The following is a 19,537-nucleotide window of genomic DNA, read 5'->3' as shown; positions in this document are numbered from 1 at the left end:
CGCTGTGCCGGATCAGCTCGGGCGCCAGTCCGACAGGCGGGCGCCGGCGGCCGCGACATCGCGCAGGAGCGGCGCCACGGTCCAATGGCCGTGCGCGTTGCCGAAGGTCTCGGCGAAGCGGTCCATCGCCGCCACCACGTTGGCGATGCCGATCTCGTCCGCCATGAAGATCGGGCCGCCGCGCCAGGCGGGGAAGCCGTAGCCGGAGGTCCACACCACGTCCACGTCGCCGGGACGGTAGGCGATGCCCTCCATCAGGATCAGCGCCGCCTCGTTCACCATCGGGAACAAGAGCCGCTGGAAGATCTCCTCGTCCGAATGGGCGCGCGGGGCGACGTGGTGAAGCTCCGCCATCTCCTTGGCCAGCGCGTCCGTCGCCGGGTTCGGGATCGGCTTGCGCCCATCGTAGGTGTAGTAGCCCTCGCCGGTCTTCTGGCCGAACTTGCCGAGGTGGAAGAGGGCGCGGCACACGGCGCGGTAGGACGGCGCCTGCGGACCCTCGCCCGACTCCACCCACTCGTTGACGATGCGTGCCATCACGTCCACGCCCGCCATGTCGCCCATGCGGCACGGCCCCATGGCGAGGCCCAGCCACGCCGGGTTCTCCACCACCTTGTCGATCTGCGCCGGGGTGGCGCCTTCCATCAACATGGCGTCCGTCTCGCGCAGATAGACCTCGGTCATCCGGTTACCGATGAAGCCGAAGCACACGCCCGACACCGCCGCGGTCTTCTTGATCGTCTTGGTGAGCGTCATCACCGTGTGCAGCACTTCGGGCGAGGTCTTGTCGCCGCGCACCACCTCGAGCAGCTTCATGATGTGCGCGGGCGAGAAGAAGTGCATGCCGAGCGAATCGGCCGGCCGCCCCGTCGCCTCGGCGATGCGGTTGACGTCCAGCGTCGACGTGTTGGTGGCGATGATCGCGCCCTTTTTCGCGATCTCGCCCAACTTGCCGGCGATGTCGAGCTTCAGCGCCATGTCCTCGAACACGGCCTCGATGATCACGTCCGCCTCGGCCAGCGCGTCGAGCCCGGTGGCGCCGGTGATGAGGTCCATGCGCTCGCGCATCTGCTCCTCGGTCATGCGCCCACGGCTGACGGTCCCGGCATAGTTCTTCTCGATGATGCCGAGGCCGCGCTCCAACGCGGCGTCCGTGGTGTCGATGATCGTCACCGGGAAGCCCGCATTGGCGAAGGTCATGGCGATGCCGCCGCCCATGGTGCCCGCGCCGACGACGCCGACGGTCTTCACCGGCCGCGGCTTCACGTCCTTGGAGAGGCCCGGGATGCGGGCCGCCTCGCGCTCGGCGAAGAAGATGTGGCGCAGCGCGCGGGAGGCGGCGGTGGCGCGCAGGCGCTCGAACCCTTCCGCCTCGGCTTTCTCGCCCGCGGCGAAGCCGACCGTGCCGGCCTCCAGCGCGTTGGCGATCTCGGCCAGCCACGGGAGCCAGGGCTTGGCGTCGGCGGCGGCCTTGGCGGCGGCGATCACGTCCGCGGCCTTGTCGGCATCCGGGATGGGAAGTTCGCTCGCCCGGCGCGGCGCCTCGCCAGCGAGCACGGCTTCGGCGACGGCGTGGACCGCGGCGGGGATCGGCTCATCGGCGAGATGGTCGATGATGCCGTGGCCCACCGCCTTCTCGGCCGGGATGGGCGCGCCGGATGAGATCATCTCGAACGCGGTTTCGATGCCGGCGAGGCGGGGCAGGCGCTGCGTGCCGAGCGAGCCCGGAATGAGGCCGAGCGTGACCTCCGGCAGGCCCACCTTGGTGGCAGGGTGGGCGATGCGCATGTGGCAGGCCATGGCGAGCTCCAGCCCGCCGCCGAGCACGGTGCCGAAGATCGCCGCCGCCACCGGACGCGCCGAGGCTTCGATCTCGGCGATCAGCGCGTTGAAGGGCGCGGCGGAGAAGGCCGGATCGTTGAAGGTGGTGATGTCGGCGCCGGCGACGAAGGTGCGCCCGGCGCAGGCGATCACGAGGCCCGTCGCCTCGCTCTGCTGGAAGGCGTAGAAGCAGGTGCGAAGCCCCTCGATCACCGCATAAGACAACGCGTTCACCGGCGGGTTGTCGATGGTGATGACGGCGATCGGGCCGTCGAACGAGAGGGTTACGGGCTCGGTCATTCTCTTCCTCCGGCGGGCTGCTGGCCTACGCGAGCGAGCAGGATAAGTCCGCCGGCCAGACCGGCCGGCGGTGTCATTCGTGATGCGGCGCGCGCCTCAGTTGACGAGGGTCGCCTTGGTGGCGGCGCGGAACTCTTCTTCGCTCACGCCGTCCGCCAGCTCGACGAGCTTCAGCCCGCCTTCGACCACGTCCATCACGCCGAGATTGGTGATGATGCGGTCGACGACGCCGGTGCCCGTCAGCGGCAGGGTGCATTCCTTCAGCACCTTGGATTCACCCGCCTTGTTGGTGTGGTCCATGACCACGATCACCTTGCCGACACCGGCGACGAGGTCCATCGCCCCGCCCATGCCTTTGACGAGCTTGCCGGGGATCATCCAGTTGGCGAGGTCGCCGTTCTCGGCCACTTCCATCGCGCCCAGGATGGCCGCCGCGATCTTGCCGCCGCGGATCATGCCGAACGAGGTCGCCGAATCGAAATAGGCGGTGCGGGCGAGCTCGGTGATCGTCTGCTTGCCGGCGTTGATGAGGTCCGGGTCTTCCTCGCCCTCGAAGGGGAAGGGGCCCATGCCCAGCATGCCGTTCTCGGACTGCAGCGTGATGTCCTTGTCACCCACATAGTTGGCGACGAGGGTCGGGATGCCGATCCCGAGATTCACGTACATTCCGTCTTCGAGTTCCTGCGCCGCGCGCGCGGCCATTTGATTGCGGTCCCAGGGCATCAGCGTGTTCTCTTTCGTTTGGCGGGCGGCGGGGGCGGGGGCACGAACTCGTCGTCCTCATCGTCGAGCTCGTCGTCGTCGAGGATCTCGTCGTCGAGATCTCCCAGCGCGGCCATGGCGGCGTCGTTGCTGCTGGTCAAAGCCAGCGTCGAGAATGTGGAAGAACAGGTCGCGATGTAGGCGGCCAGCACGGCGGGGTTCTCTTTGGCGTACCCCGCCCCGAACACGGCATCGAGCTTAGCGATGCCGGCATCGACGAACTGGTCCGTCACCGCGGCGGCCTCGGCGGCGGAGCCGTCAGACTCCTCGGCCGCTGACATCAGGCGGCCTCACGCTTGCGCGTCGTGCGCTGCTCGATCCGCTTCTCGTGCTCGCCCTGGATGATGCGGTGCACGTAGATGCCGGGCAGATGGATCTCGTCGCCCGACAGCGCGCCGGTCTCGACGATCTCTTCCACCTCGACCACGCAGACCTTGCCGGACATCGCCGCGGGCGGGTTGAAGTTGCGCGCCGTCTTGCGGAACACGAGGTTGCCGGTCTTGTCGGCCTTCCACGCCTTCACGATGGCGAGATCGGCGACGATGCCGCGCTCCAGGATGTAGGTGACGCCGTCGAAGTCCTTGTGCTCCTTGCCTTCGGCCACCAGCGTGCCGACGCCGGTCTTGGTGTAGAAGCCCGGAATGCCGGAGCCGCCGGCGCGCATCCGCTCGGCCAGCGTGCCTTGCGGGTTGAACTCCAGCTCCAGCTCGCCCGAAAGATATTGGCGCATGAACTCGGCGTTCTCGCCCACGTAGGACGAGATCATCTTCTTCACCTGCCGCGTTTCCAGGAGAACGCCGAGGCCGAACCCGTCCACACCGGCATTGTTGGAGGCGACGGTGAGGTCCTTGGTCCCGGCATCGCGGATCGCGGCGATGAGAAGCTCCGGAATTCCGCAGAGGCCGAAGCCGCCGGCCGAAATCAACATGCCGTCAAAGAGGAGCCCGTCGAGAGCCTCCTTCGCCGAGCCGTATACTTTTTGCATGCATGCCCTCCCGTCATGGCAATCCGGTTCTCTGCGGCGCACCTAGCACGACTTGGCTGGCTGCGTCGCACGAGAAAATCGAGAATGGTGAGCCGAGGCATCAACTTGCCCAGTCTGTGGCTGGCGGCAAGCGGGGCGGACGCGAAAGCTGCGAATTCTTAAGCTGGCGCGGGCCGGGGCGCGACGGTCAGTGAAAGCGCCGGCCGAGGACGATGACGGCGGTCTTGGCACCCAGCCCATCGGCAACCAGCGCCTGACCGGCCGCCTCCGCGGGGCCGAGGATCGCCGCGCGCGCCATCGGCTCGGCCAACAGCGAGGCGGCGAAGGTGTCGGCGTCCGCCTCGGTGAACGTGGCCCCGCAGGCCGTGCAGGACGCGGCGTGAACCTCGAGCCGCTCCCACCGCGGCTGTTCGTAGAGGGGGAGGAGGCCGAAGAGGTTGGACGAATGCGGGATCGGCAGACCCGCCCGCGGCGGCAGCATCGAAGCGGCGACCCCGTCGAGAACAGCATCCGCCGCCAGCGGCACGGTGCGCGCCTCGTTGAGGCGCTGCAGGATACGCCGCGCCGTCGCCGCGATGCCGGCCGCCGGGGACGCGCTGTCACTGCCGAGCGGCGGCGGGCCGCTCTGGCTCGTCCACCACGGCGCGCCCGCTCCGCCGAAGGTCTGCACGGCGAAGACCCGGTCACCCGCTCCGGCGATCCCGAACCCGAAGTCCTGATAAGCGGGCGAGAGGATGGCATCGCGGTGGGACGGGCTTCCCATCCAACCGGATTGGAAGTCGTGCACGTCCCCGGCCGTGGGGAGCGGGGCGCGATAGTCGATCCGGGCGATGTTCTCCCCGGTCACGGCATAATTGCGCGCCCCGGCGGCGCGGATGCGGTCCTGCGGGGTGGAGCCGTCAGGTGCCGTGTGGCCGTAGGCGCCGGTGATCGTCATCACCTCGGCATGACCCTGCGCGGCGCGGCAGAGAGGAGCGGCAAGGGTGAGCGGCACGAGACCGGCGCGTCCCCGAGCCCCGTTCACCAGGGCGTGGGCGAGTGCCTGGAGGTCGCTGAGCGGGCCGGTGAGGATCGTTTCGTCGGTCACGCCCGCTCCGCATCATCCGGCCCCATCCGAAGCCACCGTTCTGCCGGCCCCCGCATTCCGACCGCCTCGCACCCGTCTGCCGGGAGCTTGGCGCCGTCACGCCACGGGGCGCGAGCGTGCTACGAGCCGGAACCCGGCGTCAACTTCACGATCCGGCTGCTGGTGTTCGTCTCGGTCACCGCATAGACGAGGCCGTCCGGCCCCACCTTCACGTCGCGAACACGCATCGCCATCGGCACCCACTCCTCGGTGACGACGCGGCCGTCCTCCACGTCGACGACCACCACGGCCTGGGTGCGCAGCCCGCCGATGAGGAAATGGCCCTGCCAGGCCGGGAACGCATCGCCTCGATATTGGTCCATCCCCGAGGGGGCGATCACCGGATCCCAATAATAGACCGGCTGTTCGGTGCCCTCGGCCGCCGTCACGCCGCGGCCGATCGGCTGGCCGCCATAGGAGACGCCGTAGGTCACCACCGGCCAGCCGTAATTGCGGCCGGGCAGAGGTGCGTTCAGCTCGTCGCCGCCGCGCGCCCCGTGCTCCACCGTCCACAACGTGCCGTCCTGCGCCACCACCGCGGACTGAATGTTGCGATGCCCGTAGGACCAGATGGCCGGCTGCGCTCCGGGGGTGTTCGCGAACGGATTGTCCGCGGGGATGCTGCCGTCCGTGTTGATGCGGAACACCTTGCCGAGGCCCGAGGCGAGGTCCTGCGCCTGGTCGCGGATGGGCTGGTCCGACCGCTCGCCGACGGTGACGAAGAGCGTCCCGTCCTGCGCGAAGGCGAGGCGCGAGCCGTAGTGCCGCGTGCCCGCATAGCCCGGCGTCTGCTCGAAGATCACCGTCACATCGCTGAGCGAGCCTGTGTTGCCTTGGCGCAGCTCCAGCCGGGCCCGCGCGACGGCGGTGCCGTTGACGCCGTCCCCGCGCGGCTGGCTGAAGGAGAAGTAGACGAGGCCGTTCTCGGCGAAGTTCGGGTCCAGCGCCACGTCGAGAAGGCCGCCCTGGCCGCGCGGGTCGACGTCCGGAACGCCCGCGATCTCCGGCCCCACGTGGCCGTCTTGGGTGACGATGTGCATCGCCCCGTCCTTGGCCGTCACGAGCATGCGCCGGTCGGGCAGGAATTCCAGCGCCCAGAGGCGGGGGAGGTCACGAGCGACGATCTCGCCGGTGGCGGCGGTCGCATCGTCCGGCTGCGGGGCACGGGTCTGCGCTGCGAAGGCCGGCGACTGGCCGGGGGCGTTGGGCGGGCCGGTTTCCACCGGCGGGCGGGACTGGGCGTGTGCGTCCGCGACAGTCACGGCTTGCGCGGCGATGAAGGCCGCCGGGCCGACGACGGCCGCCGGTGCGAAGGCTGTCGCCGGGGCGAGGGCGGTCGCTTTTGCGAGGGCGGTCGCTTTTGCGAGGGCGGTCGCCAGGGCACGGGAGAAGCGAAGGCGCATGGGATCGTCCTTATGGGTTGCCGGTCTGAGACGTCCGGATGACCCGCAAGGAGGTGGCGCCTCACCAAAGGCCCGCAACGGGCCGCGCCTGTGCCCATTGCGCGCATGCGTCGTGCGGCCGCGCGCGTGGACCGGCCCGGCCCGCCACCGAACGCGCGCTGAAGAACCGCGCCCGTGCGATCAGTCGCTCGGCAGGTTCTCCTGGAGAATGTCCATCATCGCCGGGATGGTCTCGTGCGCGCTCAGCGATTGATGCGGCAGATCCACGCAGATGAGCTTTTCATAGCCCGCATCGTCGAGCGCCTTGAGGACGCCCGCAAGGTCGAGCTCGCCTTCGCCGAACGGGCGGTGCGTGTGGACGCCGCGCACCATGTCCGCCAGCGACACCGCTGCCAGCACAGGCGCGAACTCCTTCACCGCCGAGGCGGGGTCGCGCTCGTTCGTCACCAGGCAGTGGCCGGCATTGAGCGACAGCACCGGCGGGACGTCCACCATCGGCTTCAGCGCCTCGCGCAGGAGGGCGAAATCGTCGAGCGTGCCGATCATGTCGCCCGGCACCGGCTCCAGCGCAACGGGAATGCCCGCGGCGGCGCCGATTTCGGCCACCTTGGTCAGCCCGTCGATCAGGAAGGCGCCGGCATTCTCCTGGCTCACGGCGCGGCGGCGCCGCCCGGTGGAGAAGGTCACCGCCTCGGCCCCCGTGATGCGGGCGATGTCCACCGCGCGGCGCACCAGGTCGACGCGGCGCGCGCGCCCCTCGTCGGTCGGATGCAGCAGGCTCGGCTCCGACGCGTCGCGCGGATCGAGGAGGTAGGGCGCCGCCGTGTCGATCACGACGCCGAGGTCAAGCGCCTTCAGGCGTGTGGCCAACCGCTCGGCAGCGGCCTCGTAATCGTCGGCGAGAGGGTCGAAATGGTGGGCGTCCAGCGTCAGGGCGACGCCCTGATATCCGGCCTCGGCGATCAGCTCGAGAGCATCGTCCAGGCGGTGATAGGCGCAACCGTTCGTGGTGTAGGCGAAGCGCAGCATGAGGTCGTCGGCAATCGTGTCACAATTTCGGCGGTGAAGCTGGCATTACTCCAACACACGGGTTCATTCCGATACCAGCGCACATCGTCAAACCATGGATTTCCCACAAGGTAAAACGATGGCTGTAGAGCGCAGCTTATCGACGGCAGCGAAGGATTTGCCAACCCGCCCCGCCGGCCAAGGCATCGAAATACGTGCTTTTCCGCCATGCTGCGACTTTCGCGCCCAGTCGATCGCGGGACTGATCGGGGGCGTGACCGCCGCAATTGCCCCCCGCACGACGGATCGCGCGCCGTCCACCCGTGGCGCCCGTGGCCCGATCGGCACAGTCAGAAGGTGAGGCGGAAGCGGGCGAGAATGTCGAGCTGGAAGTCCTGCAGCTCCGGCGCGGTGACGAATTCGCGCGCGTCCATCGCGTCGGAGAGGGAGAATCCGGCGGCGTTGGCATAGTGGCGCTGCTGCAGCACGCGGTCGATGAGGTCGGCCGCGACGAACGCCTCCGCGCCGGGGTCGGCGAGGTCGTGGCGGCGGAGCATCGCGGATTCGATCGCCGTCGCCAGAGGCGCGGGGCAGGGGTCCAGCGCGCGGGCCAGTGCCCGCGTGGCCGCCCGCTGGGACTCCGCGGCCGGCATGGCATCCTCGGTGCGGCCGGGGAGGGCGTAGGCGTCCGGCAGATGGTGGGCGAGGCCGGTGAGGAAGGCGTTGCCCGGCGAAAGGCCGCGCCGGATCTGCAGCAGCGCGCCGATCACGGCGACGCACCACGCATGCTCGGACTGCATTTCCTCCGGCGGGCGCACGATCCGCGCGGCCTTTTCGCTGAGCGCCCCGCCGCGCGGCTGACTGCACAAGAGGTCCACCGCGTGGAAGGCCGGCGTCTCGGGGGCGAGGCCGTCCAGCGCATCGGCCAGCGACGCGGCGAAATCGTCGTCGAGCGGGCCGAGGCTGCGCGCGGCGGCCCGCGCATAGAGGACGCGCCGGTCGTCCGGGTCGAGCCCGGCGGCGATGAGCTGGGGCCCGTTGACCGGGGCGAGCGCGATCTGCGCCGCGGCCGCCGCCACTTCGCGCACCGCCACCTCGTCGGCATCCTCATGGGCCATCAGCGCGGCGAAGGCGCGGCGGAACCCTTCGTCGGCCATCGACCTGTGGCCCTGAAGCCGTGCGGGCCGTCGCTTCAGCTCGGCGATTTCGCTCAGCGTCGGCGCCAGCGCGGCGTCGAGCGGCGGCCTCTCATGCCGTGGCGACGGGGCGGCGGCCGGCAGAGCGGTGCGGAAGGGCGACACGGGCGACGGCATGGCGGGCGGAGCGAGAGCCTATCTGAGCGCTGAACCGGCGCGTTGCGGAAAAGGGTGCGGGGCATATGGGGTAGGACGGGCCGCGACGCATCCCCGCCGGCGTAACCGTTCCCGCTTGCACGGGAACCGTCCGGCCGCGACAGGGGTTGCGCTGATACACACGAAGGGGAGCACCATGGCGCAGACCGATCTCGATGCCGGACCGGACGGGCGATATGCGGAAGGCATCTTCGAGATCCCGTGGCCGGCCTGGCGCGCGATTCTGATGCGCGTCTTCACCGACATCAACACCAACAACATCTCGCTGATCGCAGGCGGAGCGACGTTCTTCCTTCTCCTGGCGATCTTTCCGGGGCTGGCCGCCTTCGTGGCGCTCTACGGCCTCGTCTTCGACGTGTCGCAGGTGCACGACCATGTGGCGGCGCTGTCGGGCGTGTTGCCGACGGACGCGGTCGGCCTCATCACCGAGCAGCTCAGCCGCCTCGCCTCGCAGCGCGACGGGGCGCTCGGCATCGGCTTCGTGGTCGGTCTTCTGGTGGCGCTCTGGAGTGCCAATGCCGGGGTGAAGGGCCTCTTCTCGGCGCTGAACGTCGTCTATGGCGAGACCGAGAAGCGGGGCTTCTTCAAGCTCACTCTGGTGTCGCTGGTGTTCACCCTTGCGGCGATCGTCGGCGCGGCGGTGCTCCTCGGCGCCATCGTGGTGGTGCCGGCGGTGATGGGTGTGCTTGGCCTCGCCTCGGCCGGGGAACGGCTGATCGCACTCGCCCGGTGGCCGGTTCTCTTCGTGGTGCTGATGATGGGGCTCAGCCTGCTCTTCCGCTACGGTGCGTCGCGCCGTCCGCCGCGCCTGCGCTGGGTCATCTGGGGGAGTGCGTTGACGGCGCTCCTGTGGGTCGTCGCCTCCGCGGCTTTTTCGTTCTACCTGTCCCACTTCGCCAACTACAACGCCACCTATGGTTCGCTGGGTGCCATCATTGGTTTCATGATGTGGCTCTACGTGTCGCTGATGATTCTGTTGCTCGGGGCCGAGCTGAATGCGGAGGTCGAGCACCAGTTGATCACCGACACCACAGTGGGTCCGATCAGGCCGATGGGCGAGCGGCGAGCGGTCGTGGCCGATAAGCTGCCGGAAGACGGGGGGCTATAAGCTTCAGCAGACGGCAATTAGCACTCTCCTGCACTGCTGCTCGCCAATCTGTTGTCCAGCTTGCATAAAATTCCGCCGTGGTCTTGCAAAGACGCAATCTCATGGCAGACTTTTACTTGTCTGATGGGGAGTGACCGATGGCTTCAGCGTTAGAACGGCAACTGGCGGGCTACAGCCTCACCACCGCTGAAATCTACTACCGGATGCCAGACCATCCGGGGATCCTTCAAAGCTACATCTGGCAGGAATACGACTGCGCGCCCGAATTTCCGGTGCTGGAAACGTTCCTCGACTTCTGGAAGCGTGAGATCGAGGGCAAGTTGCACTCCGTGAACATCAGCTACCAACGTCTCATCTCCGCCGGCTCGTGGCGCACGGTGACCATGCAACGCATGCACTGAGTGGTTCGGCGCATGCACTGAGCGGTTCGGCGCGCCGCGCGTCCGGCGCGGCCACCGTCGGCGGCCACAAGGCCGGCGCGAGGCGCAGCCGAACCCGTCACCGCCTTGGCGGTTCGGGGGTATGCGGGGAATATCCGGTGCTTATAATGCCGGGGACCCGACCCAGCCCCGGACCTTGCGTATGAGCACCCCCATCTACTCCGCCCACCCGACGATGTTCGCCGACGAGCCGGGGCGCTTCATCCTCGCGTGTCTCCTCATCCCCGTCGGGGTCGGGATCATCTGGCTGTTGGTCTGGTACATCATCAACCGCAGCACCCACGTCATCATCGACGATGAGCGAATCAGCCTGCGCCGCGGGGTGTTCTCCAAGGAAAGCGTCGACGTGGAGATGAGCTCCATCCGCACGGTGCGGGTGGACCAGACCTTCATCGACCGGATCTTCGATTGCGGCATCCTCAAGGTCTATACCGCAGGCGACAACCCGGACCTGGAACAGGGCGGGCTGCCGGACCCGACCCGCCTCAGAATGGCTCTGCGCACCGCACGCGAATCCGGCATCTGACCTTGCGTCTCACCGCGGAGGCAACAATTGTGTTGCCTCGCGGGTTCTGTTCCGTAAGGGGCGCTGGACCTGGCAAGCCCCGACCGTGATCGACAATGAGCGCAAAGAGCCGATGACCATGTCCGACAATGTCCCCAAGCCCCGCTACCAAGAGCACCCGCGCATGTTCGCGGACGAGCCGGGCCGCTTTCTGCTCGCCTGCCTGCTCATTCCCGTCGGCGTCGGGATCGTCTGGCTGGTCGTGTGGTACATCAAGATCAAGTGCACGCTCCTCACCGTGGGCGACGAGCGCGTCTTGCTGACCCGCGGCGTCTTCAACAAGGAGCGGCTCGAGATCGAGCTGGAATCGATTCGCACCGTGCGGGTGGATCAATCCTTCGTCGACCGCATCTTCAACTGCGGCATCCTCAAGATCTACACCGCGGGCGACAATCCGGAGTTGGTTCAGCCCGGCATGCCGGACCCCGAACGGCTGCGCAGCGCTCTTCGCGTATGAGCCAGCCGGCCAGCCGGCCCATCAGCCGGCTCGACGTCTTCATCGCCCGCATGACGGCGCAGAAGGCGTTTCTCGAACAGGTCGCCGCGGCGCTCGACGTCGCGGGGCCGGTGCTGGAGCTCGGCCTCGGCAACGGGCGCACGTTCGACCATCTGCGCACCATCCTGCCGGACCGCGAAATCTTCGTGTTCGACCGGGCGGTGACGGCCCATCCGGCCTCGATCCCCGACGGCGATCACATGATCGTCGGCGAGATTCGCGACACGCTCGCCTTTTGCGGGCCGCGGGTCGGGGCGCTGGCGGCGCTGGTCCACTGCGATCTGGGCACAGGCGACCCCACCGCCGACCTCGTCAAGCGGGCCTGGCTGTCGCCGCTGATCGCCGAGCGCACCGCTCCGGGTGGTTATGTGGCCTCCGGAATCGCGCTCGACATGGACGGGTTCGACGAGCTGCCGCGCTCCGATGCCGCCGAGCGCGGGCGTTATTGGCTCTACCGCAAGAGCCGCTGACGCCGCATCCTGAACGCCGCCGAAGGGCGCGGCCGACGGACCGGGAAGCGACCCGGCCCGTCGCGGCCTCGCGTCACTTCGGGTGCGATCACGCTTGCCGTTTGACCGGCGTGCCCGTTGGTGGCATTCGCCGAGAACCGATGAACCAGGAGGCGCCGGTTGGCCTCACGAGCCTTCTTTCGTTGCCGCGGGTGCGGCGAACCGGTCGTGTCCGGCGCCTACAGGTGTCCGGTCTGCGGGATCGATTTTCCCACCGGAACGCCCAACACGCCGACCACGCCCGATTCGCCCGCCGCCGTCGATCCGACGAAGCGGACGCGCCAGCGTGCGCCCGCCGGCGAGGACACCCGCGCCCGCTCCGCCGCTCCGCAAGACATCGCCTCGCGCCTCCAGGGCGCGCTCGATGACGAGCTGACCGCGCCCGATCCCGCCGACGACCCCGCCGCCGATGCGCGCGAAGTCTGGGTCGACGTGGGGACAGGGCGGGGCGATCTGCCGCGCGCCGAGCGCACCCGCGGCGCACCCCCGGTAAGCGCCGCCGACGATCAGGACGCATGGTCCGACGCGGATGACGCTGCCGATGAGGAGACGGACCCCGCCGCCGATTCGGACGAGGAGCGCGGACGCGCCGACCTCGACGCCGGGACAATCGTTCCCGGACAGGCTCGCGCCTCCGCTCAGCGCAGCGCATCCGGTCTCACCGTGGCCCCCAAGCGAGAGCCGCGCGTCGTCGTCGCCGAGCCGCGCACCCGCGAGATCATGGTCGTTCCGCGCAGGCGCAACATCGCCAAGACGCTGGGCGGCACCGTGGTCATGGGACTGATCGCCGTCGTCGCCCTCGCCGGGGCGGCGGTCTACCTGGAGCAGAACGGCCTCGCCCGGTTCGGCTTGTTCGAGGCCTCGCGGACGGCGGCGACGGGACGGTCCCTCTCCATCACCGCCGAGGACGGGTGGGTGGCCGTCCCGGCCGAGCCGGGCGCCGTCATCATCTCGGCCGACGGCACCTACCGCGTGCGGCTCGACGGGAAGGTGTTCACCGGTGGCCCGGAGCAGCGCCTGCGCGTGCCGATCACCACGGGCACCTCGCTCTCGGTCCGCAGCGTGCGCGCCCCCACCGTCGCCACCGTCACCCGCGCCGACTGAGCCCGCGACGCCGCTTCGGCCGAACGTTAAGGCGGCCGGGCCGGGCTGGGCGCGGCTGCCGCTGCCTGGGCGGAACACGCGGGCCTGGAGCGGACCAGCATGGTCACCGTCGCCCGCTGAGCGCGATCCGTTTGGCGTGACCGAGCCTCGCCTCGCTGCGGTCCTCCCGACCTGGTGCAGCGGCGGCGGCGCATCCCGAAACCGGGCATTTCACTAAAACGTGTATGAATCCGCGGGGCGGGCGGTAGGATGGCGGCGCTGACCCGAGGAGCCGCCATGTCCACCCGGACCACCCCGCCCGCCGCGCCGACCACACCCTCCGCCACCCACCACGAACTGCCCGCCTTGCCGCAGAACATTCATTGGGGCCACCACGATGCGGCGCTGCCGCCGGTGCTGACCGTGGCGTCGGGCGACACGGTTCACCTGACGGCCTGGGCCGCTGGCGGGGCGGAGTGCATGCCGCCCGACGCAAGCCTGGTCTCGCCCGGTCACCGCAGCGCCGTCGAAACGTGCGTGCGTGACGGCACCACCCACATGCTCACCGGCCCCGTCTACGTGGAGACCGCCGAACCGGGCGACGTGCTGCAGGTCGACATCCTCGACGTCGCGCTGAACGAGCCCTGGGGCTTCGTGCAGATCGTCCCCTTGAAGGGCACGCTGCCGAACGAGTTCGACAGCCTCACGCGGATCCACCCGGCGATCGACACCGCCGCCCGCACGGCGCGCCTGCCCTGGGGCACCGAGATCGCCCTGTCGCCCTTCTTCGGGGTGATGGCGGTGGCGCCTCCGCCCCATTGGGGGCGCATCCCGTCGATGCAGCCGCGCAAGTTCGGCGGCAACATGGACAACAAGGAGCTGGTCGCGGGGTCGACGCTCTACCTGCCGGTCTTCGCCGAAGGGGCGCTCTTCTCCGCCGGTGACGGGCACGGTGTTCAGGGGGACGGCGAGGTGTGCATCACCGCGCTGGAGACCGGCCTCACGGGCACCTTCCGCCTCACCGTGCGCAAGGACCTCGACTACGCCTATCCGTTCGCCGAGAACGCCACGCATCTCATCAGCATGGGGATGCACGAGGACCTGGACGAGGCGGCCCGGATCGCCCTGCGCCAGATGATCGAGCACATCGGCCGCCGCACCAGCCTCACCCGTGAGGAGGCCTACATGCTGTGCTCGCTGCAGGGCGATCTGCGCGTGACCCAGACCGTCGACGGCGAGAAGGGTTGCCACATGATGCTCGCCAAATCCGTGCTCTGATACGTCAGCGGCGGCGGGAGGGCCCGCCGCCACACGTCACGAGAGCGCCGCCGGTGCCGCTGTCGGCGCTTGTAGCGCGCCCAGCCGCCGCGGTGACCGGCGCGCTTGCCGCCCGCGAGCGGCGCTGTCCACCGGTAGCGCCAGGCGCCACCGGCCGCAGCGTCATCGCCGGCGGCCGCCGCCGAAGCGCCCGCCGCCGCCGAATGAACGGCCGCCGCCGGCACGCTCGAAATTGCCGCGGGCGGGGGAGCGGGCGAAGTCGCGCTGGCGCATCTGGTTGAGGTTGCCGGCCTGTCGGCCGCGCATGTCCGCCTGCAATTGCGAGCGGACGGCCTCGGGTCCCTGTGCCGAGGCACGCGGCCTCTGCGCCGCAGGACGGTTCGCGGCCGGCCTGTTGGCCGCGGGCGCCCGTTCCGCGGGACGCTGCGCCGCCGGACGATCTCCCGCCGGACGATTCGCCGCCGTCCGATCCGCCGGACGAGCCGGGCCCGCAGCGGCCGTCGCGCCGGCGGGGCGGTTCGCGCCGGTCCACCCGTCGCCCCGGTCGAACTTCTGCCAGCCGTCGCCGGTGTTGCGGTACACGTTCCCGTCGCGCCCGGCATAGATGTTGCCGTTGCGCGTGTCGCCGACGAAGCCGGATCCGCCGCCCGACGTGTTCCAGCGCAGCCCGCCGCCGCCGGCATCGTTGCGCCCGCCCGAAACGCGCGCCCAGGCCGAGCCCCGCTGGATCCCCGCCGTGCCCCACGAGCCGTAGATGTTCTGCCCGCCATGGGCGCCCGCCCGCGTGCCGGTGCGCGGATTATAGGCCGTCATGAAGCCGCGGCTTCCCGCCGGCCCGTAGATCTGCCCGCCGCGCACATAGGTTCCCGTGCGCGGGTTGTAGCGCGCCCCGGCCGCGATGCCGCGATAAGGCCCGTAGGCATAGCCGTAGCGCCCATAGGTCCCGCGCACGGGGTTGTAGTAGGCGCCCATGCCGTAGGTCACCGGACGCGGGAAATAGCCGGGATAGGGCCTCACCCCGCGATACCAATAGGGATCGTACCTATAGCCCGTGCCGTAGACGAACGTGCCCCAGGCGAGATAGCCGGTCAGATAGCCCATGGTGTAGCCGAACCACACCGCGCCGGGCTCGGTCTCGTACACGCGCACATAGGTGGTGTTGTAGACCGGGGAGGAGGGCGGGATCGTATAGATCGTGTCCGGAACCGTCTGCGCCACGGCCCACGGCCCGGTCGGGCTCGCGCCCACGAACCACACGCCGTTCTGCAGCAGGAAATATTGCTCACCCACCTTGATGACGTCGTCGTTGGTGTTGACCGCGTAGGTCATCTGGGTGCCGTCGATCGCCTCGAACTTCGGGTCGCCGTCATAGGCCACCTCGTCCGGCGTGACCGAGCCGATCTCCACGCGCGCAGTGCGCGGAATGCTCGCCTTCAGCCGCGCCTCGTCGCTCTCCGACGTGCCGGGGACGGCGTAGCGCACGCTATAATATGGCGTGTCCGCGGGGAGTTTGTGGAAGTCGTCCGGCAGGTTGGGCGTGGCGAAGGTCCACGGCCCGTCCAGCGATGCGGCGCTGAACCAGCGGCCCGATAGGAGCACGTACCAGGTCGAGGTGGCGGTGTCGAAGAAGAGGTCGGTCTCGGTGTTGGAGACCCATTCGAGCGCGGTTCCGGGGACGGCCTCCTTCTTCGGCGGTCCGTCGAACAGGATGAGCTCGGCCGGCTGGGTGCTGTAGAACACCTTCGGCGCCCCGTTCTGGAACGGCTTGGGCGGGATCGCGGCGCGCGCGTCGGTCCAGCTGTCATCATCCGCCGGCAGGCCCGAGAAGGCGGCGGGAAGGGTGTCCACCGCGCTCCATTCCCCATCGAGCGACGTCGCCGACAGCCAGGACTGCTCGTCGCGCAGATAGTAGGTGGATTGGCCGGTTTCGGTCAGGATGTCCCAGTTGGAGTTGACGACGAAGCTGAGCCCTGTCGTGTTCTGCACCGGCGCCAGCGAGGCGTCGCCGTTCGTCTGCACCAGAATGGCCGGCGTCTCGGAGTGGAAGATCGGCGGCGCGTCGGACTTCAGCCCGTCCACGTCGGCCACCCGCTTGGAGTCGGCGAGGCTGGCGACGAGGCGCTGCTCGGCCACCGTGATCGGCCCCGTCGGCAGCACCTGGCCGACGTCGACGTTGAGCGCATCCATCCCTTCGCGGTCGAGCGCGGAGAAGTTCAGCTCGGTCACGGTGATGTCGCTGATCACCACCTCGTCGTTCGCCTCGTCCGCCTCGGTCTTGCCCGTCACGCCGATCACGCCGTAGACCGCCGACGCATTCGGGCCGCTCACATATTCGGCGGCGATCAGCGCGTCGATGGTGCGGAAATCCTGCCAGTCGGTGACTTGCGGCTGGTAGAGGATGATCTGTCCGCCGCTCTGCGTCGTGAAGGAGCGCGGCCAGCCGCCGGGATCGTCCTTCATCTCGATATATTGGCCGCTCATATAGCCTTGGCGGCCGTCGACGGTGACCGAGCACCACGCCCCGGAGGCGTCGCAGTCGCCGAGGTCGATGTCCGTTCCGCTGTCGATGGTTCCGAGCACCTCGTAGGTGGTTCCGGGCCCCGATCGCATGTTCACGTTCGCGGTGGTCACAGCAGGGCTCGCCGCCACCGGCGTCACGGCGATCACCGTGGCCAGGAGAATGGCGATAGGTTTACGCATAGAGTCTCAACCCCCCATAGGCCGCCCGGTCTGAGAGCCGGCGGTTCTCGAGTAGAGCGGTTTCGTGGCAGCTTCGGGGCAGGGGCCCGCGCCGCCGCCCGCCGCGACCGCGCGACGATCGCTCGGCCCGTGCGCGCGAAACGTCAAGTCATCTTATCGTTTGACCCGGCCACCCGAATGGCCGCGCCGCCTGGATCTTGATGTTCAGCGCATAGTCGGGCTTGAGTGACGGCGATGGGAACGGCCGTGATTCCGGCCCGGCCGCGACGGGCTGGGCGGAACGGCCTGGGATGCGGGCGGGCCCCGCGCCGGGAGGGTTCATGCGCATTGCCGTTCTGATCGCGGCAACGATCTGGATCCTGGAGACGGCGGAGAGTGTGCTGCGCCCGCTGGCGACGGGGCTCCTCGTTTGGCTGGTCCTCAGTGCGACCTCGGCGACGCTCGTTCGCCTCGTCCCGCGCCGCTGGCGTCACCGCCGCACGACGGCGCGCGCGGTCAGCGTCATCGGCATCACCCTGATCGTCGGGCTGATCGCCATCCTCTTGGTCGAGGCGGTGGCCAATTTCCGCGAGAACCTGCCCGTCTACCAGAGCAACGTCGACACCCTGCTGGCCGGAGTGCAGAACTATGTCGGCTCCAACGAGCATGTGCGTCTTGTCGATCTGTTCCGCGAGATCGACCTGCGCCAACTGCTGATCAACCTCGCCGGGTCGACGGCGGCCTACACCTCGGCCTTCTTCATCGTCTTTCTCTACGTGATGTTCATCTTCGTGGAAGCGCAGTCGTTCGAGGGCAAGCTCGTCGCCTTGTCCGGCGATCGCGACCGGGAGCGGCGCTTCCGCCGCGTCGCGCTGGAGATCAAGGACGCGGTCGACGAGGTGCTGAGCGTTCAGGTGCTGGTGGGGCTGGTGCAAGCCGTTCCCACCTTCATCGTCATGTGGCTGGTGGGGGTGGACGCGGCCATTTTCTGGGCCGTCCTTGTCTTCTTCTTCAGCTTCATACCGACGATCGGCTCCATCTTCGGTATCCTGCTGCCGACCTTGATGACGTTGCTGCAGTTCCTGTCCCTGTGGCCGGTGGTGATCGTTCTCACCTGCGTCGGCATCGTCCAGGTGCTCGGCACCAACGTCTTGATGCCGCATCTGATGAGCCGTTCGCTGAACCTCTCGTCGCTGGTGGTGCTTCTGGCCGTGTTCGCGGGCGGGGCACTCTGGGGGATCGTCGGGGCGCTCATCGCGGTCCCGGTGCTGACAATCGCGATCATCGTCTGCTCGAAGGTGCCGTCGCTGCGCTGGGTGGCGGTCTTGTTCTCCGCCAACGGCCAGATCCCGCCGCTCGACGTGACGATCTTCGAGGAAAAGCCGGACCACGACGAGGACGAGGCCGGCGCGGCGGCTCATCCGGCATAAGACATTCGGGCAGGACCGAGGCTGCACAATGTTGCCTGTGTGTCACGCAGGCGGCATTCGTGAACGCATTCGGCCGCGGCGCCTCGCGGCACTCCGGAGGCTTTGCTAATCTTGATGCAATTCCTAAGGAGGTCGCGGTGCGTTTATTCCTGTTCGGCATTGCATTGAGTTTGGCTGCGATCACTGCGGTGTCGGCCGAGGAAGCGGGATCGGGACACTATATCCCCGGTGTCTCCGCGACCCTCATCGACCTGCAACCGACGGAGCCGGGCTTCATCGCCGCCGTGAACGCCTTCCACTATCACGGCGATGCGGAGGGCTCACTTCAGGTGCTGGACGGGGGTCTTCTCACCAACGGGCTCGACGCTGAAGTCTCCGCCGTGACGATCGGCGGCTTCTATACGTTCGACGAGAAGATCGCCAACGCCTTCGTGTCCGTCGGCATGGTGGTGCCGTTCATGGACCTGAAGGTCGACGCGACGGTGCGCACCCCGTTCGGCGACTTCCCGGCGACGGACAGCGACTCCGGGATCGGTGACATCACCCTCATTCCGGCGATGCTGGCCTGGAAGACGGGCAACATGCGCGTGGGCGTGTCGCTCCCGGTGACGTTGCCGACCGGCTCCTACAAGCCCGGGCGCCTGGCCAACATCGGCAAGAATTACCTCACCGTCGATCCCACGGTGGCCGTCTCCTACAGCAACCCGACGAACGGGTTCAACGCATCCGGCTTCGTCGGCCTGACGATGAACACCGAGAACACGGCGACGAACTATCAAAGCGGTTCGCTTCTTCACATGGAGGGGAGCGTCCAGCAGCTTCTGCCGCTCGGTCCGGGCTACGTGGGGATCGGCGCCGAGGCCTTCTACCTCCAGCAGGTGACCGACGACGAGGGCGCTGGCGCACGCCTCGGCGCCTTCCGCGGCCATTCGCTCGGCATCGGCCCGGTCGCCACCTACCTCCTCGCGACCGAGAAGGTTTCGGCCATGATCGAGGCGAAGTGGCTGCCCGAACTTGCCGTCAAGAACCGCGTCCAGGGCGATTTCTTCTGGCTGAAGGGCGTGATCCAGTTCTAGGTTCAGGTCTCGCCCCGGTCGGACGGCGCCGTCCCGACCGGGCCGCGACCCGAACTCGGCCCATGGGAGCCGCCGCTCACGGCCGAGAGTTGCGATGCTCGGCCCTACCGCATCCG

General features: G+C 68.8%; 18 protein-coding genes. 9 read left to right on the top strand and 9 right to left on the bottom strand.

Annotated features, from left to right (window positions below; translation table 11 throughout):
- Positions 1–12 precede the first annotated feature (12 nt).
- From BIX52_RS12040 to BIX52_RS12005, 8 genes are all read right to left on the bottom strand, one after another.
- Complete coding sequence (locus tag BIX52_RS12040) at positions 13–2,121, bottom strand: 3-hydroxyacyl-CoA dehydrogenase NAD-binding domain-containing protein (RefSeq protein ID WP_075221335.1); 2,109 nt, start codon at positions 2,119–2,121, stop codon at positions 13–15.
- Between the two features lie 96 nt (positions 2,122–2,217).
- Positions 2,218–2,844, bottom strand: a complete 627-nt coding sequence (locus BIX52_RS12035; protein ID WP_075221334.1) for a CoA transferase subunit B — start codon at positions 2,842–2,844, stop codon at positions 2,218–2,220.
- Positions 2,844–3,164, bottom strand: coding sequence for a hypothetical protein (locus tag BIX52_RS12030; RefSeq protein ID WP_075221333.1), 321 nt, complete (start codon positions 3,162–3,164; stop codon positions 2,844–2,846). Before BIX52_RS12030 ends, BIX52_RS12035 begins: the two co-directional genes overlap by 1 nt.
- Positions 3,164–3,868 carry a CoA transferase subunit A gene (locus tag BIX52_RS12025; RefSeq protein ID WP_075221332.1) on the bottom strand — a complete coding sequence of 235 codons (705 nt, stop codon included), beginning with the start codon at positions 3,866–3,868 and terminating at the stop codon, positions 3,164–3,166. The genes BIX52_RS12030 and BIX52_RS12025 overlap by 1 nt, the downstream gene beginning before the upstream one ends.
- A gap of 187 nt (positions 3,869–4,055) precedes the next feature.
- Complete coding sequence (locus tag BIX52_RS12020; protein ID WP_075221331.1) at positions 4,056–4,955, bottom strand: CAP domain-containing protein; 900 nt, start codon at positions 4,953–4,955, stop codon at positions 4,056–4,058.
- A gap of 119 nt (positions 4,956–5,074) precedes the next feature.
- Positions 5,075–6,397, bottom strand: a complete 1,323-nt coding sequence (locus BIX52_RS12015; RefSeq protein WP_075221330.1) for a PQQ-dependent sugar dehydrogenase — start codon at positions 6,395–6,397, stop codon at positions 5,075–5,077.
- 180 nt (positions 6,398–6,577) lie between these two features.
- Positions 6,578–7,426, bottom strand: coding sequence for a sugar phosphate isomerase/epimerase family protein (locus tag BIX52_RS12010; RefSeq protein ID WP_075221329.1), 849 nt, complete (start codon positions 7,424–7,426; stop codon positions 6,578–6,580).
- A 329-nt stretch (positions 7,427–7,755) separates the two neighbouring features.
- Positions 7,756–8,718, bottom strand: a complete 963-nt coding sequence (locus tag BIX52_RS12005; protein WP_083660192.1) for a hypothetical protein — start codon at positions 8,716–8,718, stop codon at positions 7,756–7,758.
- Between the two features lie 175 nt (positions 8,719–8,893).
- On the opposite strand from BIX52_RS12005, the gene BIX52_RS12000 reads away from it, so the two are divergent.
- From BIX52_RS12000 to BIX52_RS11970, 7 genes are all read left to right on the top strand, one after another.
- Positions 8,894–9,865: a YihY/virulence factor BrkB family protein gene (locus tag BIX52_RS12000; RefSeq protein ID WP_075221328.1), complete on the top strand. Its 972-nt coding sequence runs from the start codon at positions 8,894–8,896 to the stop codon at positions 9,863–9,865.
- Positions 9,866–10,002: 137 nt separating this feature from the next.
- Positions 10,003–10,266 (top strand): usg protein, encoded by a 264-nt coding sequence (locus tag BIX52_RS11995; RefSeq protein ID WP_075221327.1) that lies wholly within the window; start codon positions 10,003–10,005, stop codon positions 10,264–10,266.
- A 181-nt stretch (positions 10,267–10,447) separates the two neighbouring features.
- Complete coding sequence (locus BIX52_RS11990; RefSeq protein ID WP_075221326.1) at positions 10,448–10,831, top strand: PH domain-containing protein; 384 nt, start codon at positions 10,448–10,450, stop codon at positions 10,829–10,831.
- 118 nt (positions 10,832–10,949) lie between these two features.
- Complete coding sequence (locus BIX52_RS11985) at positions 10,950–11,327, top strand: PH domain-containing protein (RefSeq protein WP_075221564.1); 378 nt, start codon at positions 10,950–10,952, stop codon at positions 11,325–11,327.
- Positions 11,324–11,836: a class I SAM-dependent methyltransferase gene (locus BIX52_RS11980; RefSeq protein ID WP_205647810.1), complete on the top strand. Its 513-nt coding sequence runs from the start codon at positions 11,324–11,326 to the stop codon at positions 11,834–11,836. The genes BIX52_RS11985 and BIX52_RS11980 overlap by 4 nt, the downstream gene beginning before the upstream one ends.
- Positions 11,837–12,043: 207 nt before the next feature.
- A complete protein-coding gene (locus BIX52_RS11975; protein WP_075221325.1) occupies positions 12,044–12,979 on the top strand; it encodes a hypothetical protein in 936 nt (311 codons plus the stop codon).
- A 276-nt stretch (positions 12,980–13,255) separates the two neighbouring features.
- On the top strand, positions 13,256–14,236 hold the full coding sequence (locus BIX52_RS11970; protein ID WP_075221324.1) for an acetamidase/formamidase family protein: 981 nt from the start codon (positions 13,256–13,258) through the stop codon (positions 14,234–14,236).
- Positions 14,237–14,398: 162 nt separating this feature from the next.
- Here BIX52_RS11970 and BIX52_RS11965 read toward each other — a convergent pair whose 3' ends face one another.
- Positions 14,399–16,936 (bottom strand): SH3 domain-containing protein, encoded by a 2,538-nt coding sequence (locus tag BIX52_RS11965; protein ID WP_075221323.1) that lies wholly within the window; start codon positions 16,934–16,936, stop codon positions 14,399–14,401.
- Positions 16,937–17,256: 320 nt separating this feature from the next.
- Between BIX52_RS11965 and BIX52_RS11960 the strand changes: the two genes are divergently transcribed.
- Both BIX52_RS11960 and BIX52_RS11955 read left to right on the top strand, forming a co-directional pair.
- A complete protein-coding gene (locus BIX52_RS11960; RefSeq protein WP_157956250.1) occupies positions 17,257–18,345 on the top strand; it encodes an AI-2E family transporter in 1,089 nt (362 codons plus the stop codon).
- A 137-nt stretch (positions 18,346–18,482) separates the two neighbouring features.
- The gene (locus BIX52_RS11955) at positions 18,483–19,421 is read left to right on the top strand and encodes a SphA family protein (protein ID WP_075221321.1); all 939 of its coding nucleotides are present in this window, start codon (positions 18,483–18,485) and stop codon (positions 19,419–19,421) included.
- Positions 19,422–19,537 lie beyond the last annotated feature (116 nt).

The organism is Acuticoccus yangtzensis (assembly GCF_001927245.1).
In the GTDB taxonomy this organism is placed as follows: Bacteria; Pseudomonadota; Alphaproteobacteria; order Rhizobiales; family Amorphaceae; genus Acuticoccus; species Acuticoccus yangtzensis.
Note: the sequence above shows the minus strand (reverse complement) of the source record. Positions and strands in the feature narration are given on the sequence as shown.